Origin of the sequence: uncultured Sphingobacterium sp. (assembly GCF_964277905.1) — a bacterium.
Taxonomy (GTDB): domain Bacteria; phylum Bacteroidota; class Bacteroidia; order Sphingobacteriales; family Sphingobacteriaceae; genus Sphingobacterium; species Sphingobacterium siyangense.
This window is the reverse complement of sequence record NZ_CAXYKD010000048.1, coordinates 507,753-533,512: the sequence shown is the minus strand read 5'-3', so window position 1 is coordinate 533,512 and position 25,760 is coordinate 507,753. Positions and strand designations below refer to the sequence as shown.

Annotated in this window: 24 protein-coding genes and 1 pseudogene; 10 read left to right on the top strand and 15 right to left on the bottom strand. The window is 37.5% G+C overall.

Annotation, left to right across the window (positions count from 1 at the left end; translation table 11 throughout):
- Positions 1 to 63 precede the first annotated feature (63 nt).
- The gene (locus tag ACHWSC_RS23980) at positions 64 to 885 is read right to left on the bottom strand and encodes an AraC family transcriptional regulator (protein ID WP_394678448.1); all 822 of its coding nucleotides are present in this window, start codon (positions 883 to 885) and stop codon (positions 64 to 66) included.
- Between the two features lie 69 nt (positions 886 to 954).
- Here ACHWSC_RS23980 and ACHWSC_RS23975 point away from each other — a divergent pair, with 69 nt between their 5' ends.
- Positions 955 to 2,100 carry an Atu1372/SO_1960 family protein gene (locus ACHWSC_RS23975; protein ID WP_394678447.1) on the top strand — a complete coding sequence of 382 codons (1,146 nt, stop codon included), beginning with the start codon at positions 955 to 957 and terminating at the stop codon, positions 2,098 to 2,100.
- Positions 2,101 to 2,508: 408 nt separating this feature from the next.
- Here the strand turns inward: ACHWSC_RS23975 and ACHWSC_RS23970 are convergent.
- A pseudogene (locus tag ACHWSC_RS23970) lies at positions 2,509 to 3,469 on the bottom strand (Rpn family recombination-promoting nuclease/putative transposase).
- A 397-nt stretch (positions 3,470 to 3,866) separates the two neighbouring features.
- Positions 3,867 to 4,103 (bottom strand): hypothetical protein, encoded by a 237-nt coding sequence (locus ACHWSC_RS23965; RefSeq protein WP_394678899.1) that lies wholly within the window; start codon positions 4,101 to 4,103, stop codon positions 3,867 to 3,869.
- A 547-nt stretch (positions 4,104 to 4,650) separates the two neighbouring features.
- On the opposite strand from ACHWSC_RS23965, the gene ACHWSC_RS23960 reads away from it, so the two are divergent.
- Positions 4,651 to 5,178 carry a hypothetical protein gene (locus ACHWSC_RS23960; protein ID WP_394678446.1) on the top strand — a complete coding sequence of 176 codons (528 nt, stop codon included), beginning with the start codon at positions 4,651 to 4,653 and terminating at the stop codon, positions 5,176 to 5,178.
- A 285-nt stretch (positions 5,179 to 5,463) separates the two neighbouring features.
- Here ACHWSC_RS23960 and pgl read toward each other — a convergent pair whose 3' ends face one another.
- From pgl to ACHWSC_RS23940, 4 genes are all read right to left on the bottom strand, one after another.
- Positions 5,464 to 6,174: a 6-phosphogluconolactonase gene (gene pgl, locus ACHWSC_RS23955; RefSeq protein WP_394678445.1), complete on the bottom strand. Its 711-nt coding sequence runs from the start codon at positions 6,172 to 6,174 to the stop codon at positions 5,464 to 5,466.
- Positions 6,175 to 6,191: 17 nt separating this feature from the next.
- On the bottom strand, positions 6,192 to 7,673 hold the full coding sequence (zwf, locus tag ACHWSC_RS23950; RefSeq protein WP_394678444.1) for a glucose-6-phosphate dehydrogenase: 1,482 nt from the start codon (positions 7,671 to 7,673) through the stop codon (positions 6,192 to 6,194).
- Between the two features lie 2 nt (positions 7,674 to 7,675).
- Entirely contained in the window at positions 7,676 to 9,100 is a 1,425-nt protein-coding gene (gene gndA / locus ACHWSC_RS23945) for an NADP-dependent phosphogluconate dehydrogenase (RefSeq protein ID WP_394678443.1), read from the bottom strand.
- 384 nt (positions 9,101 to 9,484) lie between these two features.
- Positions 9,485 to 10,006 carry a hypothetical protein gene (locus ACHWSC_RS23940; protein WP_394678442.1) on the bottom strand — a complete coding sequence of 174 codons (522 nt, stop codon included), beginning with the start codon at positions 10,004 to 10,006 and terminating at the stop codon, positions 9,485 to 9,487.
- Positions 10,007 to 10,220: 214 nt separating this feature from the next.
- Here ACHWSC_RS23940 and ACHWSC_RS23935 point away from each other — a divergent pair, with 214 nt between their 5' ends.
- On the top strand, positions 10,221 to 11,129 hold the full coding sequence (locus ACHWSC_RS23935; RefSeq protein WP_394678441.1) for a hypothetical protein: 909 nt from the start codon (positions 10,221 to 10,223) through the stop codon (positions 11,127 to 11,129).
- Between the two features lie 217 nt (positions 11,130 to 11,346).
- On the opposite strand, the gene ACHWSC_RS23930 is transcribed toward ACHWSC_RS23935, so the two are convergent.
- On the bottom strand, positions 11,347 to 12,138 hold the full coding sequence (locus tag ACHWSC_RS23930) for an MBL fold metallo-hydrolase (protein WP_394678440.1): 792 nt from the start codon (positions 12,136 to 12,138) through the stop codon (positions 11,347 to 11,349).
- A gap of 107 nt (positions 12,139 to 12,245) precedes the next feature.
- On the opposite strand from ACHWSC_RS23930, the gene ACHWSC_RS23925 reads away from it, so the two are divergent.
- Positions 12,246 to 12,605 (top strand): winged helix-turn-helix transcriptional regulator, encoded by a 360-nt coding sequence (locus ACHWSC_RS23925; RefSeq protein WP_394678439.1) that lies wholly within the window; start codon positions 12,246 to 12,248, stop codon positions 12,603 to 12,605.
- 82 nt (positions 12,606 to 12,687) lie between these two features.
- Positions 12,688 to 13,428 (top strand): class I SAM-dependent methyltransferase, encoded by a 741-nt coding sequence (locus ACHWSC_RS23920; protein WP_394678438.1) that lies wholly within the window; start codon positions 12,688 to 12,690, stop codon positions 13,426 to 13,428.
- Between the two features lie 206 nt (positions 13,429 to 13,634).
- On the opposite strand, the gene ACHWSC_RS23915 is transcribed toward ACHWSC_RS23920, so the two are convergent.
- Positions 13,635 to 14,213 (bottom strand): hypothetical protein, encoded by a 579-nt coding sequence (locus ACHWSC_RS23915; RefSeq protein WP_394678437.1) that lies wholly within the window; start codon positions 14,211 to 14,213, stop codon positions 13,635 to 13,637.
- A gap of 981 nt (positions 14,214 to 15,194) precedes the next feature.
- Here ACHWSC_RS23915 and ACHWSC_RS23910 point away from each other — a divergent pair.
- The 4 genes from ACHWSC_RS23910 to ACHWSC_RS23895 all read left to right on the top strand — a co-directional run bounded on the left by ACHWSC_RS23910 (position 15,195) and on the right by ACHWSC_RS23895 (position 19,494).
- On the top strand, positions 15,195 to 16,262 hold the full coding sequence (locus ACHWSC_RS23910; RefSeq protein WP_394678436.1) for a tetratricopeptide repeat protein: 1,068 nt from the start codon (positions 15,195 to 15,197) through the stop codon (positions 16,260 to 16,262).
- Positions 16,263 to 16,987: 725 nt separating this feature from the next.
- The gene (locus ACHWSC_RS23905; RefSeq protein WP_394678435.1) at positions 16,988 to 17,545 is read left to right on the top strand and encodes a TetR/AcrR family transcriptional regulator; all 558 of its coding nucleotides are present in this window, start codon (positions 16,988 to 16,990) and stop codon (positions 17,543 to 17,545) included.
- A gap of 14 nt (positions 17,546 to 17,559) precedes the next feature.
- Positions 17,560 to 18,405 (top strand): sialate O-acetylesterase, encoded by an 846-nt coding sequence (locus ACHWSC_RS23900; protein ID WP_394678434.1) that lies wholly within the window; start codon positions 17,560 to 17,562, stop codon positions 18,403 to 18,405.
- 240 nt (positions 18,406 to 18,645) lie between these two features.
- Entirely contained in the window at positions 18,646 to 19,494 is an 849-nt protein-coding gene (locus ACHWSC_RS23895; protein ID WP_394678433.1) for a DUF5694 domain-containing protein, read from the top strand.
- A gap of 312 nt (positions 19,495 to 19,806) precedes the next feature.
- On the opposite strand, the gene ACHWSC_RS23890 is transcribed toward ACHWSC_RS23895, so the two are convergent.
- Entirely contained in the window at positions 19,807 to 20,598 is a 792-nt protein-coding gene (locus tag ACHWSC_RS23890) for a hypothetical protein (protein WP_394678432.1), read from the bottom strand.
- Between the two features lie 77 nt (positions 20,599 to 20,675).
- On the opposite strand from ACHWSC_RS23890, the gene ACHWSC_RS23885 reads away from it, so the two are divergent.
- Positions 20,676 to 20,903 (top strand): hypothetical protein, encoded by a 228-nt coding sequence (locus tag ACHWSC_RS23885; protein ID WP_394678431.1) that lies wholly within the window; start codon positions 20,676 to 20,678, stop codon positions 20,901 to 20,903.
- Between the two features lie 73 nt (positions 20,904 to 20,976).
- On the opposite strand, the gene ACHWSC_RS23880 is transcribed toward ACHWSC_RS23885, so the two are convergent.
- The 5 genes from ACHWSC_RS23880 to ACHWSC_RS23860 all read right to left on the bottom strand — a co-directional run bounded on the left by ACHWSC_RS23880 (position 20,977) and on the right by ACHWSC_RS23860 (position 25,736).
- Positions 20,977 to 22,518: a carbohydrate-binding domain-containing protein gene (locus ACHWSC_RS23880; RefSeq protein ID WP_394678430.1), complete on the bottom strand. Its 1,542-nt coding sequence runs from the start codon at positions 22,516 to 22,518 to the stop codon at positions 20,977 to 20,979.
- Positions 22,519 to 23,016: 498 nt separating this feature from the next.
- Entirely contained in the window at positions 23,017 to 23,523 is a 507-nt protein-coding gene (locus ACHWSC_RS23875) for a DsbA family protein (RefSeq protein WP_394678429.1), read from the bottom strand.
- Between the two features lie 2 nt (positions 23,524 to 23,525).
- Complete coding sequence (locus ACHWSC_RS23870; protein WP_394678428.1) at positions 23,526 to 23,987, bottom strand: redoxin domain-containing protein; 462 nt, start codon at positions 23,985 to 23,987, stop codon at positions 23,526 to 23,528.
- A gap of 166 nt (positions 23,988 to 24,153) precedes the next feature.
- On the bottom strand, positions 24,154 to 24,642 hold the full coding sequence (locus ACHWSC_RS23865) for a YoaK family protein (protein WP_394678427.1): 489 nt from the start codon (positions 24,640 to 24,642) through the stop codon (positions 24,154 to 24,156).
- Positions 24,643 to 24,689: 47 nt separating this feature from the next.
- Positions 24,690 to 25,736, bottom strand: a complete 1,047-nt coding sequence (locus ACHWSC_RS23860; RefSeq protein WP_394678426.1) for a cupin domain-containing protein — start codon at positions 25,734 to 25,736, stop codon at positions 24,690 to 24,692.
- Positions 25,737 to 25,760: the final 24 nt, after the last annotated feature.

Below are 25,760 nucleotides of genomic sequence, written 5' to 3'. Positions count from 1 at the left end.
GTGTTTTATGTATCTCGCAAAAGTATGGCTGATACCGCGGCTATCTGAGGCAAAGATTAATCATCACCGACCCATTAGGACTCCTTTCTTTGCCACATTAGGTGTGCTCTTCATAATAGATTGATAAGAAGATGTAAATGCAGATAAACTCTTATACCCGACCAGATAGGCTACTTCGGAAAGTGTATATTTTTTCTGATCGATCAACTCAATACTTTTTAAAATTCTTATAAGCTGATGATATTTTTGAACTGTGATACCTGTCTCCGATTTAAATATACGTTGAAGTGTCCTGGCCGACATAGCAACTTTATTTGCTAATAATTCGATATCTATACCGTATTTAAAATTACAATTAATCTCCTCACATATGGGGATCAATTTTTCATTGGATGGAATAGGTATTTGAAGATTCGTGTTTTCAGAACAAAAATTTGGCAAACTGTTTAATATGGCCTGCAAAAAATGGTATTGCTCTATATTATCTTGAAGATTTTTACTCCACTTGGCAGCATACAAAAGCATTTCCTTCAATACCACGGGTGCCACAAAAACACGTACTGATTTAAAAAATTCGAATTCTGGGATAATCTTATAGAGAACCACCATTAGATCGATGTTTTCTGCTTCAGAATGTGATTTATGTTTGATACCGGAAGGAATCCATATAACATGATTTTGCGGAACAAGATATATTTTATTTTCAATATGAAAATATTGGTAGCCTTTTGCCACAAAACTAATCTGGCCGCGCTGGTGTTCATGTTCATACTCATCATGTTGATAATTCTTTTCATACCACACGTAAGCGTCCAATGGAATGGGATCTAAAAATGTCCCCGTTCTACTTTCCGTCAGGCCACATTTGATGTTGTCGCTTTGCATATACTTATTGGCATATTCCATAAAAAAACAATAGATAATTTTGTATGCTCATTTAAAATTACAGTAAATATGAATAGAATATTTCTTGCATTCACATTTTTGTTACTACTTGTATTAACGGACAGATCTTTGGCAATGCAAAAACAAGCAAACATCCTTATACTAATTCATTCAGATGAAGGTGGTACCTACGAAATTGCAAAAGAGGTTGCGAAAGGAATTGAAAACAATGGTAACACAAAAGCAATTATCAAAATAGTCAAATTTATTGATAATCCAAAACTCAACCATATCCCGGTCGCAAACGTTTCGGAACTTTCGTCATATGATGGAATTGCATTTGGTTCTCCTGTATATTTTGGGAACATAAGTACGGCAATGAGTGAGTTTTTTGCTCAGACAACAACACTATGGTCCAAGCATGAATTAGAAGGGATGCCAGCCATGGTCTTTATGTCTGCAGGAAGTGGTGCAGGACGAGAATTAGCGATGCAATCCTTTATGAATATGCTTGCGGTCCATGGAATGGTCCTGGTTCCAAATGGTATAAGGGGAAATGAAAAGCTTGACAAAAGTATTCCGCAAGGTAATACTGTTCTGGGTACGACGAGCCTTGCTTCATTAAAAAATGTAGCTCGTCCTTCGGATGGCGAGCGACTCTTAGCTTCCGAACAAGGAAAATATTTTAGCAAAGTAGCACTTGCTTTGAAAGGTACATTTGGAAAAAAATCTGTCAAGACTCCTGAAGTGGCGACAAAGGACATTAATCAGATTTTAAAAGAAAAACATATAACTTTACCCAAAGTACCGGCTCCTGCTGGAAATTACCTGCCTTACGTAAGAAGCGGTAATCTGGTCTTTATTAATCAATATGCATTAAAAGACGGGAAATTGATTAATCCTGGAAAAATTGGCGTAGACCTGACAGAGGAACAGGTAAAGGAAGCAACAAGAATAACAATGCTCAATATAATAGCGGTATTGCGTGACGCAGTAGATGGTGATTTAAATAAAGTCAAAAAATGCGTGCAATTAGTGGGAATTTTCAATGCCTCAGAACAGTTTTCAGACCACGCAAAGTTAATGAATGCAGCTTCTGATTTAACAGTTGAAATATTTGGAGATCAGGGAAAACATGCAAGAGCCACACTTGGAGCATCATCTATTCCTGGAAATTCTTCTGTAGAAATACAAGCAATATTTGAAATAGAATAAACATTAGGAATCCAATTAAAACAACTAAGTCTGCGCAGTATCACTCCCCATTCGTGACAATCCGTCCCGGTCAAATTGCTCGTAACGATGCTTTCCAATGGGGCCGGCATGGCAGACGAACTCAGAAGGCCTATAAAAATAAAAAAAACCTTGAGGAGGGGGATCTCAAGGTTTTTTACTACCTGTTATTAACTAATTTATGAAAGTATAGGTATAACAATGGTTAATTTGCTTTCGTTTGATCTTTTATAAAAAAGTTGAGCTCGTCTCCACGGTCTTATAATTATTTTTATTTAAATGAGAGCTTATTCAAAATGGTATCGTCTAAGACCAACTTATCCTATAAAAAAGGAAAAGGCCACTTTGACAGTATCCAAGTGGCCTTAAAATCTTATATTGTAATCTGTTTTATTTTCCTTTAGCCTTCTCTGCCTCGATCTGCTTTACAAACTCTACAGTGACGTCCGCTAATTCGGCTATCTCCGATATCGAAAATTTATTCGAAGACAAAAGATTTTTTATTACTTCCGCCTTTCCTTCCGCCTTTCCTTCCGCCTTTCCTTCGGCTTTTCCGATAACTTCTCCCTCTGCTTTTCCCTCAGCCATTGCTTTTTCGCGCGCTCGTTTCAATTGCTCCTCCTGACTACTTCGGATACTCTCGGCATCCCATTTATTCCTTAAACTTACGTTGTACATCTCTCGTTCCTCCGGTTTTAGTTTGCTATACTCTGCTAACTGAAATAACTTCTCAAAAATAGGCTTACGCAAATAAGTGGAAAGTCCATTTAGCGAAGACATATTTTTGAGTACATAAAGCCAACGATCTATCATTAACTAACTCTGCCTCAGCTTTAACAAAGTTAACCAATTCCACATATATAAAGCCTAGATCGTCATAAAATATTTTACCATGATCTCGATAACATAAACAAATATCGTGCAGAAAATACTTCTCATCCCCCGCATCAGGCATTGCAAATCCATCCATCATTACAATGATATAAACTTCACTAATTGCATAATTCCAAGCCCTTCGGTTGCCTTTGGGTGCCTGATCCGCTATCAATTTACTACTGTAGTAAAGCATGCGCTTTTTCAAATTATCCTGCGCCGTGCGCTGCACTTCAATAATAAAACGTTCGCCATTGTCTGCCGTGCAGGTCAGATCAAAAATAACGGTACCGATATCCTCTGTATCCCCGACATACTCATTTTTGTTATAATACAGGTCGGCAATAATCTTGCGGCCTCTAAACAGTTCGTTTAAGAAAGCGATCAGAAGATCTTTATTGGTATCTGATCCGAAAACTTTTTTAAATCCATAATCTGTTGTAATATCGATATATTTCGATTGTTTCAACTCACTCATAATACACTGTTTTTAAATTGGTTAACAATACAAATATAAGTAAACAAACATTTTAATACTAATATTTTTAGCATTAAAATATTAGTATGTATATGAATTAAACAACTTCCCCAATGAAGATCATTTCCGTCCTACTCACTCCTCGGATCGGGTTTTAGCGGCATCTTGGCGCAGCGGATTACCTCAACGGAAGGGCATCCGTATTCAAGGATAACTTTGCCTTCAACCAAATATACTCCTGCCCCACGGAGTGGATATTTGGCTAAGCTCTGGGGGAAATGGACGGTATCAAAAAATCGTCCCTCAGCAATTGCTTTTTCCCCGTAAAACGCAAGGCACCCACACGAATTAGGATAACGACCTGTTCAATACCCGTCTGTGTCCGTTTGACAAAGTTTTATAGACTCGTGTACTTGCCATTGGCTTCACGCTCCTCAATAATACGATGAGCCAGTTTACCTTCCAAATTGAGCAGGCAGTCAAAACCCAGGTAAATGTCCTTACCCTGAATGGAGGTATTAAAGACCGACTGATTGACACAGGGCAGGCAGATATTGCCCCCTGAAATTCGCGCTTCATTGACATAGACCTTACGATTGTAAAACCCGCCATAATTTTTGAGCACCGCAACCATAAACTCCAAAGGATAGTAGGTCTTAAGAAAAAGACTCTGATAACTCTCTACGGCAAAGGATGCCTATAAACCCATGAAAGGAAATCTGGAGCAACTGCTCACTCGAACCTGCACAACTCCACTTTGGGAGGACGATTTATTGTCAATAGACGATGCGCTATTATTGGTGGGTACAGAAAGCGTACAAGATGATTGGATCGTGCTGGTCAAGCAGAAAAGGGGGAAATAAAAAGCCTCTTTTGTTAATCGTTAAGGGAGGCAGTTTTGGCTTTTCTCAAATATTTTTTAGGCAAAACAGTATGGCTTCTGATGTTGTTATCTATTAAAATTATATAAAATGTAGAGAAATATGATTGCATCTGTATTATAGTTTTTTCGATCGACTTATTTTATTGAAAACTCAACGCATTTGATATAGAAATTTCAATTCTCCAACCCGCTCGCTTTGGATTTTCCTTCACAAAGAAGTACATTGCAAAAAAATTGATGCGACTAACGAATTATTTTGTAAAGTTGATTGAGTTACTTTCCTTCAAAACAATTTAATATGAAAAATTACATAATTACTGGATTATTTTTGCTTCTGTTCACAAATTTAGCATTTCCACAATATTTCACTCTAGCTCCAACAGGTTTCGTTTCTAAAGAGAATCTAGATTATACCGTAGTGGAAGTTCCTGGCGCTAAACAGCAAGAACTTTACGATAATGTATTAAAGTCGATCAATAGCTTATATTCCAATCCCAAAGAAGGCCTGACTTTGGTTCCTGGGCAAGCAATCACTTTAGCGGCTTACAAACATAGAGGACTTAAAACATCCGCTATTGCTTACTATGATGTCGATTACACCTTGTCTTTTTTGTTTAAAGATGGAAAAATAAGAATCAATAGTCCAACTTTTAATGCTCAAATTATGAACTACAACGGCACTTGGAATAAAATGGACGTGAAAAAATTTTATTTCAAAGGTAACGGTAACCCAAAAAGGGAAAAAAGCCATCAATTCGTAAATGCGTACTTTAATGGGCTGATCAAATCCATTCTTGAAAAATCTGCCAATATTGATAATTGGTAGATCAATTTACCAAAATAAGTTGATCGTATATACGCTAATCCTGATATTTTTGCTTAGCTGTTATTTTCAAATCGAATAGACCAATTAACTATATTTAAGTTTCCCTACTCATTCCTTGGGTACCACATTAAAGGCGTCTTGGCATGGTGGATCGCCGGAGACATAGGATACAAAAGATCCAATATTTCCATGAGGGGCTATAACTGTATTGACAAGAGTACTTAAGCACCCTTGTCAATCGTTAAGGGAGCTTTTTTGGCTAGGCGTCCCTATAGTTAAATGATATTAAATTCCAGCTTCTTTATCGGTAAAAATCTGGACTCCTGCTTTCTTTTCAATTAACTGTAGCGGATATAGTTCAGGATTATATACACCATTAAGAACTTCATTCAAAGCGTTTCTCTTGGATTTACCAAAGGTAACAATCAGAATATTTTCAGCTTTATTGATAATAGGTTCAGTCAAAGTAATTCTGAACATTGCCTGTGGCTTTAGATAGTAGGCATCAACCCATTTTTCTTTTTCTTGTAAGATCTTTTCACCTGGAAACAGAGAGGCTGTGTGGCCATCATCACCCATTCCTAAAAGGATGAAATCAAAAATACCGTCAGCTCCCAAAACATTTCGGATTTGGGCTTCGTATTCTTTAGCATAATTTTCAGGCTCAATACCCTCTTTATACATAGGGAAAATCTGATTTTTATTGACCGGAACATTATTCAAAAGTACTTCCAAAGTCATCTTAAAATTACTTTTCTCATCTTCAAGAGAAACCCATCGTTCATCTACCCAAAAAAAATGGATTTTCTCCCAAATTATTTTATCTGCATATTCGGGAGTAGCTAACAAACTAAAAATAGCTTTCGGTGAAGAGCCACCACTCAACGCGACCACAAATTTATCATGCTTCTGGATTGCTTTTTTCGAAAGCTCAACAAATGTATCTGCGGCTTCTTTATATAAAGCATCCAGATTATTAAATATCGTAATATTCATTCTCTTTTCATTAGATTTTAAACCCACTGATGTCCCTGCCGCTCGACCAGTGCATCACTGTCATCAGGTCCCCAGTTTCCTGAAGCATAATTTGGGAACGACGGGTCTTTGGTTTTTCCCCAGGTTTCCTGAATCGTTTTTATCACATCCCAAGCTTCTTCTACCTGATCAGAGCGCATAAACAGTGTAAGGTCTCCCACAAGTGCTTCCAATAAAAGAGTTTCATAAGCTTCTGGCGTATCGGTCTTACAGGCAAAATTATCGAAAATCATCTCCACTGGTTTAAGCTCTAAAGACAAGCCTGGCTTTTTAGACATAAACTGCAATCTGATGTCCATTTGCGGCTGGATATTAATAACCAATCGGTTTGCCGACAGAAGCGAGGTGCTTTCTGAAAACGTAGAATTTGGAAGTGGCTTAAACTGAATCGTTATATAAGAATGCTTTTCTTTCATCTTCTTCCCGGTACGAACATAAAAAGGAACATCCTCCCATCTTTCATTATCCAGATAAAACTTGATAGCGACAAATGTTTCCGTATTGGAATCATGAGCAATTCCCTCTTCCTGGCGATAGCCATTTACTTTTACCCCATTTACTTTGCCTCGTCCGTACTGTCCTCTTACCGCATAATGATCTACTTTTTCGGGAGAAATCCTACGGATGGATTTTAAAACATCAACTTTACGATCCCTGATCTCACCCGATTCAAGTGAAGCCGGAGGTTCCATAGCAACCATACAAAGAATTTGCAAAAGATGGTTCTGAATCATATCGCGCAAAGCTCCTGTCTGCTCATAAAAACTGGCTCTTGTTTCCACGCCTACTTCTTCGGCAACCGTAATCTGTACCGATTCTATATGTCTGTGATTCCAAAGAGGTTCAAAAATTGAATTTCCGAACCTGAAAGCCAAAATATTCTGGACGGTTTCTTTACCTAAATAATGATCAATGCGATAAATCTGTTCTTCCTGGAAAGTTTGTGAAAGAAGATTATTTAGCTCAATGGCAGATTCTTTATTGTGACCAAAAGGTTTTTCGATAATAATTCGATCTGTTGCAGGATCAGATGCTATTGACGTATTTTTAAGATGATTTGAAATTACCGATACAAAGTTTGGTGCAATCGACAAATAGAAAAGTCTGTTACCTCTCATTCCGTACACCTTATCAAAATTTTCCAGTTTCTGATATAAATCCTGATAAGAGCTTTCTTCATCAAGCTGATGCTGAAAATAGCTGATGTGAGCCTGAAAACCAGCCCAGTCTTCCTTGATTACAGCCTTCCGGGAAAAACTCTCCAGATTTTCTTTAATATAAGCCCTGAATTTTTCATCCGTATTTTCGGCTCTTCCTAAAGCTAAAATATTAAACCCCTTTGGCATTCTGCCATCGATATATAAATTGTAGAAGGCAGGAAAAAGCTTTCTTTTTGCCAAATCCCCTGTTGCACCAAAAATAACGATCGTTGTTGGATGCAGGATTGTATTGTCACTCATTGTTAGATTCCGTTATTTGGGTTTTGCCATGAGGTATGAAAGACTCCTTCTCTGTCAGTTCTTTGGTAAGTGTGTGCACCAAAATAATCACGCTGGGCCTGAAGCAGGTTTACAGGTAAAGATGCTGTGGTATAAGCTTCGAAATACCCTAGAGCCGACTGAATTCCTAAGCTTGGAATTCCGTTTGATACAGCAAAAGCAGCTGTTTTTCTTAATGAAGAAATTTTATCTTTTACAATTTCTGAAATTTCCTGATCCAATAAAATATTAGATAAGTTCTCGTATTTTGAATAAGCCAGATAAAATTTTTCCAATAAAACCGAACGGATGATACATCCACCCCTCCAGATTTTAACAACATCTTTTAACGGAATTTCAAACTGATATTCTTCAGAAGCTTTTACCAATAATGCCAAACCTTGCGCATAACTGATTAAAGTAGATAAATACAAAGCTTCTCCCACCTCTTTGATGAACAATTCTGTATTTTCAGGGGTTTGTACTTCTTCTTTAGTATATAATTGCGAAGCTTTCACGCGCTCATCTTTGTAAGCGGATAAAATTCTTGATGTTACTGCAATATCGATGGTTGGAATAGACACCCCAACTTCCATAGCCTCCTGGGAGGTCCATTTTCCGGTTCCTTTTGCTCCTGCTTTATCCAAAATCTTGTCGACAAGAAAACCGTCTGTTACATCATCTTTTTGCTGGAAAATATCTCTTGTTATTTCAATAAGGAAAGAATTCATCTCGCCTTCATTCCATCTTTTGAAAACTTCATTCAATTGTTTATTATTAAGATTAGCTCCTTTTTTCAGTAAATCGTATGCTTCACTGATTAATTGCATGATGGCATATTCTATACCGTTGTGAACCATTTTAACGTAATTCCCTGCAGCTCCTTTTCCCATATAAGCGGTGCAGGGCTCCCCATTTACTTTTGCCGAAATAACTTCCAGCATAGGCTTCACCAAATTGAAAACTTCCAAATCTCCACCCGGCATAATACTAGGTCCTCTTCTTGCCCCCTGCTCTCCTCCAGAAACTCCCATTCCCATAAAATGAAGGTTTTTAGAAGCTAAATCAGCTATACGTCTCTCGGTATCTTTGAAATAAGAATTTCCCGCATCAACGACAATATCTTTTGGACTCAGAAGCGGTGTTATGCTTTCAAGAACAGCATCAACCGGTTTGCCTGCAGGAACCATCAAAATAACTTTTCGCGGACTGTCTAAACTCAGCACAAATTCCTCTAGAGAAACAGTTCCAACAACCTTTGTACCTGAAGCCACTCCCTTACGGAGTTCGATTACCTTTTCTTCATCTAAATCGAATCCTACGACAGAAAAACCATTATCGGCAATATTGTAAAGCAGATTTCTTCCCATTACACCCAGACCAATGACCCCGTAATTATACTTTTCCATTCTTACTTAAAGTTTATGTTATGCATCAAATTTACTGAAATGCATGCCAGTAAAAAAATTATCTAAAATTTTCTTTCAATTCTGACTTAGTTATCATCAACTGGAAAATGTCATTAGTTATTTGGTTACGAGCTTCCAATATAAAAGAAGAGTGCCTTAAACAAGGCTAGTCAATACAAGTCTTAACATATCCGAATTCAAAATTATTTTAGTACCAGCATACGCTAACTTAACCAAACAGTTATCCATATCCTTCTTCTGCAAGATTCGGCAAAATATAAAAAACCACGCATCTTCGACAAGCTGATTAAAACAGCCGCCCTTATTGACCGTCAAGGGAGGCTATGTTAGCTAGATGTCCGCTTTGGTTGAGTGTAATAATGCTTAGCGAAAACGGATTTCATTTAGTTTTTTAAGGTTCTTATCCGTCCGCGGCACTAATGTCACCATATATAAATCTTCTAAGCCACCAATAAACTTAATGGGAGAAATAGAAATTAGCATAATATTGCTTTCATCGACAAGAACTTCATTTGGATCGTGCTGTACAAAGTGATCTTCAATCCGGAATATTACATGTTCAGATTTTAGATTTGTATATTTTTTTTTAATATCAGACAAGCTCATTAAAACCGGATGGTATCCAGGCTTTAATTCAACGAGCATTACCTGCCTTGTCTTGTCAACATCTATTAATTGAACCTCTTCAGGTTTTAATGATCGCATAGCATCGCCTAAGTAGGTTCTACCTTGCATCTCTATCTTAGGCAAAGGTCTTTCATCAAGATCTTTGTAAACAACCTTAGGCAGAGTATCCGTTTTACTATACAAAGGCTTCAATTGCTGTCCATGGGTTAAACCTAAGCCGAAAAATGACAAAAGAGCGCATAAAAGTATTTTTTTCATTTTTACCAGTAATAATTTCTTTTAATATATCGTTGGTTATGAGGCTATTTATTAAACCGCATCGCATCGTTCATTTATAGCTATTCTGTGTGCTCGTATATTTGATTGAATCTATTTTTCTCTTTAATAAAAAACATCGATCTCAATATTTCTCCAAACGCAAATTAACAAATATATTTAGTATATTAGATTGTTGAACCAATTAATTTATAGTATGCGCTATTACCTTATTTTAATTTCCGCCCTATTGCTAACAGGTTGTAAGAAAGAGATCGATCCTACCCAAGGTAAGGAGGTATTGAAAGCGGGGTTTGTATATGTAAATCCAGAAGGCAAACAGCTAAAAGACCCTACTATTATTGTTCCTCCCAAGCTCTCTGCTATGCCTGCCAACATAGATTATATCCCTTATGAAGGAGCAACTTTCAAAAGTGATATAAAAGTAGTAATAAATAAAATAGAACAGGATTACTCGGGAACTCCTGTTGTAAAATGGGTATTATATGATTTGGATAATAAGAGGGTTGTAAAAACGGAATCGGAGTCGGATATTCATCTCAATATTGCAAGTGTGGGTAAATACCGACTAACGCAATATATTTTCAAAAATGAAATAGAAAGTGAAACACTGAATATGGCAGTGGATTCGGCGTCCAAGATCGTGGAGATTTCAGCCATAAAATCCATTGACTCAATTGTGATTGATAAGCTCTCATCGCATAGTCCATATCTGACTTCTTCTTTTAAAGAAGACGAAGTCTTTGATGCCGTTGTCTCGTTATACAACTCTTTGGAAGACGCTGAGAATAGCAAAAAACCAATCGCAGAAACAGAGGTAAATAAAGCGTTGAAATTGGGCGCATCTCAAATAGCATTCACCAATACCAATCCTATTTTTATCCCAACATTTGATTTTCCAGAAAAGGATGATTTTTACCTACAATTAACCTACATGCAGCATGGCAAAAAATTCAGGATACTCGATAATTGCTTTGGCTCAATTTTCAAGTATTATAAAACAGGCTATCTGACAGCGGATAAATCCGCCCTTCAGGAAGAAAGAAAATTAAAATTTGGGGATATGACACTTACAATTAGCTCTTCATTTACGTTTCAACGATAACTAGGCGTTAAAACGATCACTTAGTGTTAATTAGTGCAAATTAATTATCCATTCCTTTTCTATTCACCTTGCGCCCCGGCATTTAACAACACATTAACGTAAGGGATAACATTTATATCAGAAAAAAGGCTGGATGGATCCAGCCCTGATAAAGATCTTATCACATTTTAAACACTAAACCAGGCAATTGTGTTCCATGGAAAAACTATGCTTAAAACTATATCTTGGATTCATGCAATGGTTTTACAACTTCAATACGCTCTCCATCGGCCGGAATAAATGTCTTGTGCAGCAATCCCTCCTTCTCCAATCTTTGCTTTAATTCAAGGCGCGTGGTAGGACAATGATTGATAGCTTCCATGTGATTTGCCAATACTTTGCCTGGCGCATCACGGATAAACTTTACAATATCGTCCATTGTCATCAATAGTGGTCTGCCGAAATCGAATTGTGCCGAACCGCAAGCTAGCACAGATACGTCGGGCTTGTAGGTAGTCAACACCTTTTTTACTTCATCGGTATAAATGGTATCTGCACTTATATATACCGATTCATCATTGGATGACTGCCATACGAATCCATACACATGCCCCATTGGTTTTCTTACCCAGCCATAGCCATGAACTGCAGGTGTCGCAGTAAGTTTGCCTTTCAGAAACGAGATTGTCTCCCAATAATCAATCGCTTGCAGGACATTTAATCCCCATTTTTTTAATTGGCGGGCGTGGTTTTCACCGCACAGGACGGGAATTTTACGGCTACGCAAAAACTCGATTCCTACCGCATCGATATGGTCGGGATGCAAATGTGTAATCAAGCAATAATCAATTTTCTGCAACAGTTTTTCGCTTTCAATGGGTAAATCAACCAAAGGGTTGCGACGGGGTTTGAAACGGAAAAGGGTTAGCGGAACAAATGTCTTTGACTTTCCCAATAAAGGATCAACCAATATAAAGTTGTCTTCCGATTCGATAATAATAGTGGCATTACGCATTTGATGTATTGTCATAGTGATAACGTATTTAAATTCCTAAATTAGCTGGTAAATTTCGGTACAACCTTCGGCTAACGAAAGATATTTACCTAGAGGTTTCCCGGTTACAAAATTGTTACCTAATGAATTATAAGGAATTTGAAAACTGTTCCGTAAATCTTTTTTTCAGAATATTTTCCGGGAAATGGAAGCCCTTGATCCTCCATCATTTTTTTTATACGGGTGATGAACGCTTCATTGAATTGTGGCGTAAAATGCCCAAGGTTTCCAAAAAAGTATTATTGGAACAACTAAAAGAAATGGAAAACGATGGAATTGTGGTTCGAAAGCAAGTAAACACCTTTCCTCCGGAAGTATATTATGGCTTATCTGAAAGGGGTAAAAGTCTAGAGCAATTGCTGCTTCATATTGAATCGTGGATGGAAAATTACCAGCTTCAGCGTACTACTGAATTAAACCCAATGAAAGAAAAGCAAAAATAGGAAATGGTTTAACACAGAGGGCTGTGATACTGTTCCCTGATAAAAAGATGTATCTTAACCTATTAAAATTTATTGTCCGATTATGAAGCAGAACAAATATGACGAGCAAACATTCTTCGATCAATATAAAAATATGGACAGATCTATTAAAGGTCTTGAAGGTGCCGGAGAATGGCATGCATTAAAAAACATCCTTCCTAGCTTTGATTGCAAAAATGTACTGGACCTGGGCTGCGGTTTTGGCTGGCATTGTCGTTATGCTATTGAAAACGGGGCCAAAACAGTAACAGGTGTCGACCTTTCCGAAAGGATGCTCAATAAGGCGAAAGAAATCAATGACCTCCCTGGCATCACTTATATCAGAAGCGCATTGGAGGATATCACATTTCAGGAGCAGGAGTTCGACTGCGTCATCAGTTCCCTTACATTCCATTACATCAAGGACTTTGATCCGCTTTGCATGCATATAAACCGTTGGCTAAAACCGGGCGGCAATTTTGTTTTTTCTGTTGAGCATCCGATATTCACTGCAAGACCCGACCAAGACTGGATCTATGATGCTGCTGGGAACAAATTATACTGGCCCGTGGACCATTACTTTGAAGAAGGAAAGCGGGAAACACATTTCTTACAAAACAATGTAATAAAATACCATAGGACACTTACCACTTATCTTACAATCCTGCTGGCCAATAACTTTGCCATCGATTTAGTTACTGAACCACAGCCAAACATGGAAATGATTAACAGTGTCGCCGGAATGGCAGACGAACTCAGAAGGCCTATGATGCTGATCGTGTCGGCACAAAAAAGGCCGAAATAATCCAGCCCTGATATAAAGTTATGATCCCAATAACGGGATAGTCAGTTTTTAAAAAATAAAAAAACCTTGAGGAGGGGGATCTCAAGGTTTTTACTACCTGTTATTAACCTAATTTATGAAAGTATTGGTATAACAATGGTTGATTCGATTTCGTTTGATCTTTTTATAAAAAAGTTGAGTTCGTCTCTTCGGCCTTGTATTTATTTCTATTTAAATGAGAGCTTATTCAAAATGGTATTGATAAGTGCATGGGCTTTTGTTGCCTCTTGTTTTTGTGCATAAATAATACCCCTTACTTTAAATTCCCCTTTATTATCTTGAATTAAGAATCTTTTGTAAGGACTACGTGTTTTATAATAGTAGACCAATACCTCAAAATTATTGATAGACTTTATTTCGCTGAAATAATCATTGGCCGCTGTACGGTCAGGTGTTGCGCCTTCGCGATAGAGCACCTCCGGAGCTTCGCCCATCTGTGTGTCACACAGATTTTCTTTTGGCCTTTCTGCCATAACATTCCTTGTAATCAGGGTAACAAGCATATTGTCAATCCACCAAGATTCGCCAACTATATCTTTTAAACTCTTTTTAACTGGATCTGGGTCAACCTGCTTTAATTTCTCAAAAACCTGATCCTTTGTTAATCTATTTGATTGTGGCAAAAGACCACAAGTCGCTGCTTCATTTAATGAAATTACATTGTACCCTTGAAGATATGTTTGCGCATCTGCGCTTTGGAATACCCAAAAGTAGATCAACATCAATATGGTAATTTTTTTGATCATGAAAAAGATAAGATATTTATAATTTTTGAACACTGCATTGGTCGCCATATCATGAAATATCCTTCATCTAATGCAAAATAATATTACAGATTTTTGGTATAAAAATTATTGACGAAAGTATAAGAAAACACATAAATGAAATACTAAACTTTCTATCAAGCGATAGTCGCTTCAAAAAAGATAATGATAAACAAACAAGCACAGTTAGCCAAAAAATGAATCCAATTATTTGATTAATAAATTTAGTATTTGACCCCGACTCGATATTCATATAATTTTTCAAATATTCTTCATCGTAGAAACCATCTACAATTGTGTTAATAATACTCATTGGTCCAGCATATGGACCAAATAAATGCAATAAAAATATGAAGAAACAGATTACGATTATACTATAGTAAAATATTTTTTTGAATAACATTATGAAAATAAATCCATCTAAATATACGAGAAAACACATCAAACAGAAATAATATATCAAATAAAATATTTTTATATTTCAAGAAGAAACCAACATAAGTGTAACTTGCGTAATTGCAAAGAGATTAAGATAAAAGACCTGCTGCCTCATCTCTTGCCTCATGTCTTAACTAAAAATTGATTTGCCCTATTCTTTTGTTTTACGTGTATAGCAAAAGTATGGTTGCTACGGAGGCCATCTGAGGAAAACAAGGTGTATGTAAGCGGTATCGGGGAGATACGAGAATTACATTTTTTTTCAACCTTAACGAATGAACCGGTTATAAAAACCCATGATCATTAGCAAATAAAAGTGAGTTCCTGCATAGGGCTTTCGTAAAAAGTGATCATCTAAAATCAATGGTACATTTTTTAAGGATAAATTATTACTTTCGTTAATGCATATTTGACCAAATGATGAAAAGCCTAGCGAAAAAGCGTCCATTACTAACCGTAAGCCTTGTTGAATTGAGAAAATGTTATCAGGTACTCATTATTAACCTATTCATTTTGTTAGCCGTATTGCTTTCCAATAATGCCTCTGCCCAAGTTGATTTAAACAATCTCAGAAATAATTGGATACAGATTGATGTGACGAGATTAGATGGTAGTAAAATACTAGCTGTACCGCATGTAAAGGATATATTCCATAGTCTAAAGATAGATGACAACAAGCTATATTTTAATAGCTCACCTGTCTCGCCTCGCAAAGCATTTGAAATACCTTATAAACTATTGGGTCATACGATAATAACATCTGAATTTGCCGGATATGAAATTCAGATTTTATCGAAGGATTCACTCATTTATTCGGAAAAATTCAAAGATCAGGATGATCCTGAAAAACTTAAGAAATTCACCTTCGTTCGTTCCGGCCTATTAGACGAGAGTTTTAATCGCCGATATGCGGATTCTCTTGAAATACGTGCAAACAAGTTTTTCACGCCCAGATTAAAATCCAGCATAGAGTTGCCGATCATGAAAAGGATTAAAAGTGACAATAATCTTTACACAACTAATTTTTTAGGTGAAATAACCATCTATCCAAAAAAGAAGCTAGTGACCACAGAATTTAAAGAGAAGCCTCACAGTAACCAAGAATTAATGAATTCGATTAGATCCGTTATTAACAAGTCTTTTGCGGATTGGGATTTGGAAGGTTTTAAAAAATATGATGCTATAAGAATTCCATTTGCATTTAATTCCGAAATAAGCAAAACTTATGAAGGAATCAATATTTTCTTTTTCTGTGAGGATAAGAAAAAAATCAAAAGTTATTTTGGGATTCCACCACAACAACAAAGGGAGGAAAATAGGCTTTTTGATGAAGGGATCCAAGCTTATCAACAAAAAGAATATGACCTTGCAATCAATTTATTTAAAAAGTGCTTTGACCTTTCAAAAATAAATGTTGACGCATTATACAACATGGTAGCCATTTATAACGAAACGGGGCAGACCGAAAAAGCCATCGAGATCTTAAATCAATTAATTGAATTGGGGCAAGTCCGAGCACAGAAGTTTTTGAGAGAAAACATAGCTAATTCATCTTTAGAAAGTCATTCAGTCGAACAGAGGCCTATAAAATAGCTTTAACAGGATATTTAGATAATTTAGAATGAACTTTACCAGTTTTAATAACTACCACAAACTTGAAGTGGTTTTTGAGTTTTCGATCTTATGTCACCGATTATGTTACACAGTCTAAGATGGTCTTATATTTTTAAGCACTGGATAGGTACCTTACTATTGGGTACTACACTAGTGACTATATCCCCAGGATTTAACTCATTAAATTTTCCGGGTACTGGTCAAACGATCCTCTTTTCGCTACTTTGGCTTTGCTATAGCACAATATATTCTATTCCTACGTTGATATGTTGTACACTGGCATTCTACTGGTTTAAGAGCAATACACTCAATGTCAATTGGATCAAAATGACTTTAATACTGATTACATTGGCTGGAATTGCAATGACAATGGCACTAACAATGGGATCAATGGAGTGGGCCATATATTATTCGATCGCTGCAATAATTACTGGGATATTATTTAAGATTGAGAAGGTATGATTAATTCGCTTACTACAATGTTAACCGGCTTTGGCTTCGATCTACCCCAAAGGTCGTAAGATCAGTTGGAATTACATCTGTTCATTTCCCTGAAATATTGTTCAAAAGTTGACAAAAGGTTGTTAGACAGCGTTATTTCCCCTTGGAATTTTAACGATACTTAATGACAATTGGGCCAATAAAATAGAATTTCACCTAAAAACTAACACATATACAAGACATTTGTCATACATTTGTGCCAAATGAATAGGGAAAAACTAATTTATAGTGCAGTAAAAGTTTTAAATGAAGACTTTCACGCTCCTTTAGAGCGAGTAGCCGAGGTTGCACAAATCAGTAAGCGAACTTTGTATCGGTATTTTAAGGATAGAGATGCACTTATAACTGCCTGCTATGTCGATATGCTTGAAACCTGGTATATCGCTATGGTTTCTGCATTTAACAGCGATACTGATCCGGTCAAACAATTGGAAGCAATGCTATACGCTGCTATCGACAGCGGTGTAAAATATATTTTCTTACACGCCCTTGAGGAGAGGCAGGTTGATGTCGCAGCGATGGACAAAGAAAAAGTTATTGCCTATGAACAAGCAAAAGAAAAGTGGTTTGCTATAGTTCCCCAGCTGCAGGCGAAACACATTATAGACAATCGTTTGTCCTCAGCCTGGATCAAACATCTCTTTGCCAGTGTGGCAAGAGCAAGTGTGAAGGCATTAAATTCTGGTGACGTCGCTCCGAATGATCTTAAAAAATTTGCCTGGCTATCGTTTAGCCGCAGTATAGGAATCGTGGAGTCTTAAATATATAATCAACTATGATACAATCTTTTTTGCTAATAGGGCAATCAAATATGGCCGGCCGCGGAATTCCGGATTCAGTACCGCCTATCATCAACGAATCAATAAAGATGCTTCGCAATGGACGCTGGCAGATAATGGCTGAACCGATACACAATGACAGGCCTATGGCTGGTGTGGGGCTCGCATCATCATTTGCTGCCTCCCGGCATGCAGATCACATTGGCGAGGAGATCGGCCTTATCCCTTGTGCTGATGGCGGTACCAGCTTAAATGACTGGCAGGTTGGTGGTGCACTCTTTGACCACGCTATTTTTCAGGCTAAACTTGCTCAACGTAGCAGCCAGTTGACAGGAATATTGTGGCATCAGGGAGAAAATGACTCTTCCGCCGAACTGGCGGCAAAATACGGTGAAAAGTTTGATAGTATAGTGAATGAGCTACGGAAGCAATTAGGGGCTCCTGAAGTTCCCATGATTATAGGCGCGATAGGCGATTTTTTGCCTTATGGTCTATTTGGAGCGCATTTCAATGATTACCATTTGGTCAATAGCGCCTTACAAAAATATGCAGCATCGCACAACAATTGTAACTTCGTTTCGGCAAAAGGGTTAACTGCAAACGAAGACCAAATTCATTTCAACGCGTCGTCGCTAAGAAAGTTCGGACTACGATACTATCAGGCATTTTTAAATGCAGCAGATGTAACCGAAGCTTTACCTGACGAAGATGAACTACTAGGGAAGATTTATGGACGTGAACTGTCCCCCAACGAAAGGAAGTTTATTTTAGATATCAACTTTGCATCTGGGAAAATCTCGTTAAGTGAATTCCAGCATCAACTGAAATTGATCGATAAATAATTCAAGATTCATGTTATATTGACCAAATATTAAATAATGTTATGATCTAAAGACGTTTATTCCTAAAGTATTCACAGAGTTGGATGAAAAGTTAATGAAAAGTATAGACGTGAAACAGTAAAAACAACTATGATTAATCTTATAATGATTTATTATTCGTGACTGTTCATTTATTATTCGTAGCAGATAAGCAATCCCTATTTATTAGTTTCGTGAATTATTTTTTTTTAACACTATTATATGCAAAATTCTTATTTCACTAAAATTTTCACAGTCCTTTTCCTAATACTTTTTCAATTTTCAGTGCTATCGGCTCAGGAGAAAATAAAGGTTATTTTACTCGGAACCTATCATTTCAATAATCCAGGAAACGATATGATTAAAGTACAGGATAGAAATATCCTATCCCCAGAAAATCAAAAGGACCTGGATAATGTCGTAGAAAAAATCTATTCATCTGATTATAAACCTGAACAAATATTTGTTGAAAGCAATTTTAATGAAAAGAAACAGTTAGATGCAAATTACAAGTCTTATTTAAAGAATCAATATAACGCGTTCACCGATACAATAAAAAGCGAACGGATGAGAAGATTTTTTAAGGAAGGTGAAACGGTTCAATTGGGATTTCGATTGGCAAAAAAATTGAAACATCAGGAATTGTATCCAATTGATACACTGATCGAAATGAGATTTGATATCTTGATGAAAGAGGCTAATTCCAATCCTACCTTAAAAAAAGAACTTGAAGAAATAAAATTGTCAATGTCGGATAAGTGTCTGGAAGAAAAGAATTTGAGTCAAATCTTTTTATGCATGAATGAAAAATCGAAACTAGACAACAATATTGGCTTTTATTTTTCATTCGCAAACAAAATTATGATCGGGAAAGATTATTTTGGTGCTAGACTCGTTACTGACTGGTATAAAAGAAATTTAATTATGTACGCCAATATCCAAAATCAAATTAAGCCTGGTACAAAAACCATCTTTATTTTGGTTGGAACCGGACATGCTTCAATATTTAGAACATTTTTTGAGGTTGATAAAAAGTTTGAATTAGTGGATCTAACAAAAATCTTTAATTAATATTAGGAGATCAGAGTTTACAACTCTTACTCCTTCCATTTCCATTGGGTCCCCCTTAGGCATTTTCGCTAATAAAACTTTATTTTCCGCCGATTTAAGGGACATGGTTTAAGAGTGTTGAGTCTAAGCTTTCGATATATTCTCTGAATTCAATCGTACCTACACAACATCTTAGGCTACTTTTCTCAAATAAAAGGCTCCCTTCTTAACCGATAAGGGAGCCTTTTTTGGCTAGATGTCCGCTTTAGCTAAATGTTAACCGGCTTTGGGCTTTGATCTAATTTAAAATTAGGTATATTTTTGGATTTCGGCTTATTCTTTCGTTAATAAAAGGGCTATATCCTGTTTTGCAAGCACATGGCCTTTATGGACAATATTACTCTTGAGATAAAGGAAACATTGATTGCTATGATCGAGTCGGCCTACTGACACTTTTATAGACTTTATATCCAGTTCTCCCATTTCCGCAGGAACGACTTTATTCGGATCTGAAATTAATTTTCCATCTTTCTTAAATTCTTCGAGTTGCCAGGAGTAACCTGTCCAAGGTCCTGCGACCAATGTTGTCTGTTTGGCATCCAAACTGATCTGTCCTTTATATTCCAAGCCCAGACTATCAACCCTGACCCTTTGGTCTTTCAAATCGATGACTAGATATTTCAAATAATCGCCGAAGTCTTTAGGCTCGAAATGGATACTATTATCCTTGCGAATGATCTTGAGCTCCATAGCCCCTATTTTGTCTATTTTGATAGATTGCGAAAACTCCATAAAAGCAGCATACTCCTCTTCACTAATACCTAGATTTTTGTGATATGGTATAGGCTCTCCGGGTTTTAACTCCTTCATGGTTTTGAAAAACCATTCTTCATTGGCTTTCATGGCTTGTTTCATTTTCCCAACAATTGCAAGCTGCGATGCATTCGGTCGGGGAATTCCCAACACCGCTGCCGTATAGTTGCCTTCAGGAAGTTGTCCGTCAACGAAGTTAATTGCCAACGCATTGCTGTCCATCCCTGATTGCTTTTGTGCAGAAACATTGATGGAAAATATGAATGCCGCTATCACCCCGTAAAAACGAAGATATTGGTATGGAAATGTCATGTTCAACGTATTTGATCGATGAAATTACGGTTTAATCCTGACAATCCGCCATCTTCTGCGCCAAAGGTCCATCTTTAGTGACCAGACTAGACCAACCCAGACAGTTAAACTTCCCATTGGATACTGATTTAAAACAACGAAGTCTGCGTCGTATCACTCCCCTATGGTGTCAATCCTTCTCTATCGAAAGCTTCGTAATGGTGACCTGTTCAAAAGTGATCGTACAGCATGGCGCTAAGATAGCGTTTATATCCGAAAAAGGGCTGGAAGGATCCAGCCCAGATAAATATCTTATCATATTTTAAACACTAAAAAAAGACAATTCCTGGCACATCACGGATAAACTTTACAATATCGTCCAAAGGAATAATTGCTTTTCTATCTTCCACCACCGGGTCCTATGTTTCCTCCTAAATTACTGACCATAGCTGATAATGTAAACGATGAAGTAACCGTTGGATTGCTAAATTTCCCACCCAAGTATAGTCCGTTAAACGCATTAGCATCAGTAACTGAAGATACATTTACGAGCTTGTAGGATGCCCCTACTGAAAAGCTACCATTGGAGATCAGTAATGTTGAAAAAGAAACAGGAGATTTAAATGTCAGGACCTCATTGTTGTCCTTGTCAATAACACTATAGATCTGACTAGCTTGACCGCCACTTAAAATTGCAGAGGGCTGTGTAGAAACACTTGCAGTTGGGGAACTTGTGGCTCCTCCCACTCCGACCATAAGTCCGCCCGTAATCTTAAAGGTATTGTTATCACAATCGAATCCTTCTTCCGGACTCTTTGCCCCGATAGCAAAAATATGTCCCCCCGTAATAATCATCGTTCCATTGGAATCTATACCATCGTTTGTGGTACTATAAGCTACGATTGTTCCTCCATTGATATAAATTGCTTTCCCGGCGTTGATAGCATCATCAATAGCTTTGATGTAAATTTCACCATTATTGATGCTAAGGGTCGCCTTGCTCTCAATTCCCTCCCCACCTGATCCAGTGGTTTCGATATTTATTTTTCCGCCATTTATAATCACATCGGGTATTATAGTCTCGTCTCCATCTTCGTATGAAGCAACAATACCATCATCAGCAACTTTTAAGGTAACTTCCCCTTCATTGACAATAATCCGACCTTTTTCAGCTTCAATACCATCAGAACTTGCCACGATATTTACTTTTCCTCCATCAATATAAATACCGTCGTTACTGTGCAAGCCATCCGAAATAGCATCGGAAACTTGGATTGTACCGTCCACAATCCGTATATAATCGTCGCTGGCTATGGCATGCTTAGTTTTGCCAGAAATAGTTAATGTGCCGGTCCCAGAAAATATCATTTGACCCTCACTGAAAATTGTGCCTTTTTGATCTTCCGTAGATGTTGCATAAGTAGCCGCATCTGTAAGCTTGTTTTCTGTCCCATCCGCAAGTACAATAAATGTCCTTTTTCCAGACTGAATATTGATTGCAGGCCCGTCGTTATTTGTAATAGAGACCGCATTTAAGATGACTTTGAATTTCTTATCTGAATAGATCTTGAATGACCCACTTGTTGTTGAGCCTGTAAGCTCATAGGCAACACTGCTTGCAGAAGATTTTACAACGACATCACCTCCAGATTGGGTAACAGTGACCCCGGAAGCTGGATTTTCAATAGTAGCCGAATTGCCATCGAAGTTTATTTTTACGGTACTGTTGAAAGTGGAGTTTGCAATAAGATCTTCGTCGTCCGCTCCAGTCTCATGGCTACCTTCTAGCGCACCGCTTTTTGATGTCGAACTAATGTTTATCGCAGTATCGGTTTCGATAACCTCCCCTGACTCCGATTCTGCTTTTTCATCTTTTGAACATGAAGCTATGGAGGCCCCCAGCATCAGGACCATTCCATAAAATATTACTTTCCTTAACATAAGTTTACCTTTTATTGTTTCAAAGCTAAAAACAACAAGTGTTAATGAATATTAAGGAGTGTAAATTAGATTAAAATTATGTTAATAAATCACTAAATTAAGATGATCACAGGTCAGCAGTTGAGTATATCCATTGCTTAGGAACAATAAATATCCAAATTGGAATATAACTTTTCATTGTAAAAAAATTATAGGTTTAAGTACGTTATAAAGTCAAATATTAGATTATGAAGATGCATTCGATCCAAATTATTTAAAATTGTAAATGTCAATTGCCTAGTATTTATTTAAATGAAGGCTTTGTATAAAAGGAGCCACTGAAAAAGTCCAATAAAAAAGCCTTGAGCGGAGAACCCAAGGCTTTAACTATTATTAACCTATTTTTGAAAAGTAATTATAATACAATATTTATTGCACTTTAGTTTGATTAAAATAAAAAAGTTGATTGATCTGTATAATTACTTCTGGGTCCTGCAGATTAACTAACATTTCCCCTTTTTACCTAGCAAAAAGCTCAAAGAGCTCCTCAGCCCCGCCATTAAATTTCTTGGCATTGACATAAAACGATGGTGTTCCATTTACCCCACTAATCACTCCTCCCTGAAAATCTGCATCAACCCTATCATTCAGCTCCTCTTTCTGAATATCGGATTTAAATTTTTCCATGTTCAAGCCTATCTTCTCTGCCAATTTAAAAAGATAGAGGTCGTCAACATTTTCCTGATTTTCGTAAATAGCATCATGCATTTCCCAGAATTTATCCTGCAATGAAGCAGCTTCGGCGGCGATCGCAGCTGAAAGCGCATATTCATGCATTTCTGAAAGCGGGAAGTTTCTAAATACAAATTTCACCTCTCTACTAAATTTTTTTAGTAATTTCTTTAGAACTGGATAAGCGGCTCCACAGTATGGACATTGGTAGTCACCATATTCTACGATAACTAAATCGGCATCTAGATTGCCTTGAACGTGGTCAGTAGTACTGACAGGTATTTTTAATGACATAACTATTTTATTTTAAGATTTTCAAGAGCATCCAGTATTCCATCAGCACCAGGATTTACAGCGATTGGGGATCTGTAGCTCCAACGGATGATACCTTCTTTATCGATTACAAAAAGAGCGCGGTTACATTGCCCCTCAGTCTCATTATAGACATCGTACTTCTTGGCTACTCCACCTTTTGGTTCGAAGTCTGCTAATAACGGAAAGTGTAGATGACGGGATTGAGAAAAAGCCAGATGACACCATTTGCTGTCCACGGAAATTCCAAATAGTTCTGCGTCATACTTCTTGAAGTAGTTCAGCATTTCATTGTACAGTGCCATCTGGTCACCGCATACAGGACTCCAGTCCGCAGGATAAAATGCCAAGATCACGTTACGACCCTTAAATTCGGATAGGGTGATTTTCTGGTCCGGTGTTGCAAATAATGTAAAATCAGGTGCAACAGTATTTTGTTCTAACATAATTTTATTTTTTAATAACTGATATTGGAAATATGAATGCAGCTATCAGCAGTAAAACCGCAGGCAGAAGAAGTGTCCATTTTGCAAGCATATCCAGAAGAATTAGAGCAATAAAAGCCCCCGAGAGGAAACCTATCCAAAGAATCAACAAACGGATGGCATTGGATCAATAGGTAGTTCTATCTTCTGCGCTTTGGCTCATGGTATACATCGCTGAGTTTTTTGCCAGACTGTTCAACGTCCCTGTCACGAAATCAGTATTTACATTTTGCTTTCCTACCGAAGTAACGATCGTATTCATCATTCCCATTGAAAAGCCGATAATGACCAACGAACCATAACTGGGAATCGGATAATAGTAGCCAACTATACTATAAGCGATTAAAAAACCTGCCACAATAAAAAATGTGGATGAAAATTTATGCTGTTTTTGCCAAACCGAGAGACAGGTGCCCAGGTAAATGCCGGCGACAAAGATCCCTATTACGCATAGCGATGAGCTGATGACTTCTATTGTTCCTCTGCCAAGCGCTGTTCCAAGCTGCGTAGTATTGCCACTCATAAAAGAAACATAGGTTTTCCATTTGATCAGACCAACTGCGTCGGTATACCCAGCTATGAAAGCAAGTAGTATCGCTAATTTTTCTTGTATCACTATTTTATCAATGGCTAGAAGAACTTTCTTTTCCAATAGCAAAAAAATTATCGTTTAGATTGAATGAAGATCTTTTTTGTTGGAAATTTTTCAATTTCACCTTCCGTCAGCCCAAAGTTTGTCACCACCACATCTTTAGGGTTGCCTGAAAGCCATTCGCTCAGATCAATCGACTCGTATTTCCCGCTGTTAAATCCGATAAGTACACGGCACACGGTATCGCCTGTATTTTTAATGTAGTGCCCAGCTCCCATGGGTACATAACCTACGTCACCTGTATTGAACTGCTCGGTGACCACCATACCCTCGGCAAGAAAAACAGACATCTCCGCCTGGCCTGAAATATAATACTGCCACTCGTCGGCATTCGGATGCCAATGCATTTCCCGAAGTGCCCCAGGCTGCAATTCAAGAATAGAACCGGCCATAGTCGTACTGATCGGAAACTCCTTACTTGTCACCAATCGCTGAAGACCGCCCCCGGGAATGATCCTAGGCTGTTGTGCGTGAAGTGGATAACGATGTAGATTAGTAAGTTCTATGTCAGATTCTTCGGTTCTTGCAGCAGCATTAAACGACAATTCATCCGGAACGATGCCTGCTGCGAAATAGGCTTCTTTTTTAGGCAGTGCCGCAACTTCCTCCAATGTCAACCCTAAATTCTGTGCTACAATTTCGGCAGGCATACTGGCAACAAAGTCGGTTACACTAAATGTGTGATCCTCGGAAAAATTACCATTGTCGAATATTAGGATGAAATGACACTCTTCAGTTCCTGTTGCCTGGATCGAATGTCCATAACCTTTAGGAAAATACCATACATCACCTGGTTCAAAATTGTCAGTATAACTGTGACCATCCGGATGAATAATGGTCGTACGAACAGTTCCTGAAATGACGTAGGCCCATTCAGCAGCATTTGCATGCCAATGAAGTTCTCGCATACTGCCCGGCTGTAATCGCATCGATACACCCGCAATTCCGATCGATGCAGGGAAGTCGGTTACAGAAGCACCTCTTGTCGTACCACCATCGTTTGTGCGTGGTTCTTTTTTTTCTAATTCGTACTTGAAGCTTAGTGATGTCGTTTTCATAATATTGTTTTTTAACGATTGATA

Coding starts and splice junctions, on each gene's coding strand:
- zwf (WP_394678444.1), bottom strand. CDS start 7,673: ATGAGTGACAATACAATCCTGCATCCAACAACGATCGTTATTTTTGGT.
- ACHWSC_RS23890 (WP_394678432.1), bottom strand. CDS start 20,598: ATGACATTTCCATACCAATATCTTCGTTTTTACGGGGTGATAGCGGCA.
- ACHWSC_RS23880 (WP_394678430.1), bottom strand. CDS start 22,518: ATGTTAAGGAAAGTAATATTTTATGGAATGGTCCTGATGCTGGGGGCC.
- gndA (WP_394678443.1), bottom strand. CDS start 9,100: ATGGAAAAGTATAATTACGGGGTCATTGGTCTGGGTGTAATGGGAAGA.
- ACHWSC_RS23900 (WP_394678434.1), top strand. CDS start 17,560: ATGATACAATCTTTTTTGCTAATAGGGCAATCAAATATGGCCGGCCGC.
- ACHWSC_RS23915 (WP_394678437.1), bottom strand. CDS start 14,213: ATGATCAAAAAAATTACCATATTGATGTTGATCTACTTTTGGGTATTC.
- ACHWSC_RS23975 (WP_394678447.1), top strand. CDS start 955: ATGAATAGAATATTTCTTGCATTCACATTTTTGTTACTACTTGTATTA.
- ACHWSC_RS23940 (WP_394678442.1), bottom strand. CDS start 10,006: ATGAAAAAAATACTTTTATGCGCTCTTTTGTCATTTTTCGGCTTAGGT.
- ACHWSC_RS23925 (WP_394678439.1), top strand. CDS start 12,246: ATGAATTATAAGGAATTTGAAAACTGTTCCGTAAATCTTTTTTTCAGA.
- ACHWSC_RS23965 (WP_394678899.1), bottom strand. CDS start 4,103: ATGGTTGCGGTGCTCAAAAATTATGGCGGGTTTTACAATCGTAAGGTC.
- ACHWSC_RS23895 (WP_394678433.1), top strand. CDS start 18,646: ATGCAAAATTCTTATTTCACTAAAATTTTCACAGTCCTTTTCCTAATA.
- ACHWSC_RS23875 (WP_394678429.1), bottom strand. CDS start 23,523: ATGTCATTAAAAATACCTGTCAGTACTACTGACCACGTTCAAGGCAAT.
- pgl (WP_394678445.1), bottom strand. CDS start 6,174: ATGAATATTACGATATTTAATAATCTGGATGCTTTATATAAAGAAGCC.
- ACHWSC_RS23860 (WP_394678426.1), bottom strand. CDS start 25,736: ATGAAAACGACATCACTAAGCTTCAAGTACGAATTAGAAAAAAAAGAA.
- ACHWSC_RS23920 (WP_394678438.1), top strand. CDS start 12,688: ATGAAGCAGAACAAATATGACGAGCAAACATTCTTCGATCAATATAAA.
- ACHWSC_RS23960 (WP_394678446.1), top strand. CDS start 4,651: ATGAAAAATTACATAATTACTGGATTATTTTTGCTTCTGTTCACAAAT.
- ACHWSC_RS23980 (WP_394678448.1), bottom strand. CDS start 885: ATGCAAAGCGACAACATCAAATGTGGCCTGACGGAAAGTAGAACGGGG.
- ACHWSC_RS23870 (WP_394678428.1), bottom strand. CDS start 23,987: ATGTTAGAACAAAATACTGTTGCACCTGATTTTACATTATTTGCAACA.
- ACHWSC_RS23935 (WP_394678441.1), top strand. CDS start 10,221: ATGCGCTATTACCTTATTTTAATTTCCGCCCTATTGCTAACAGGTTGT.
- ACHWSC_RS23905 (WP_394678435.1), top strand. CDS start 16,988: ATGAATAGGGAAAAACTAATTTATAGTGCAGTAAAAGTTTTAAATGAA.
- ACHWSC_RS23930 (WP_394678440.1), bottom strand. CDS start 12,138: ATGACAATACATCAAATGCGTAATGCCACTATTATTATCGAATCGGAA.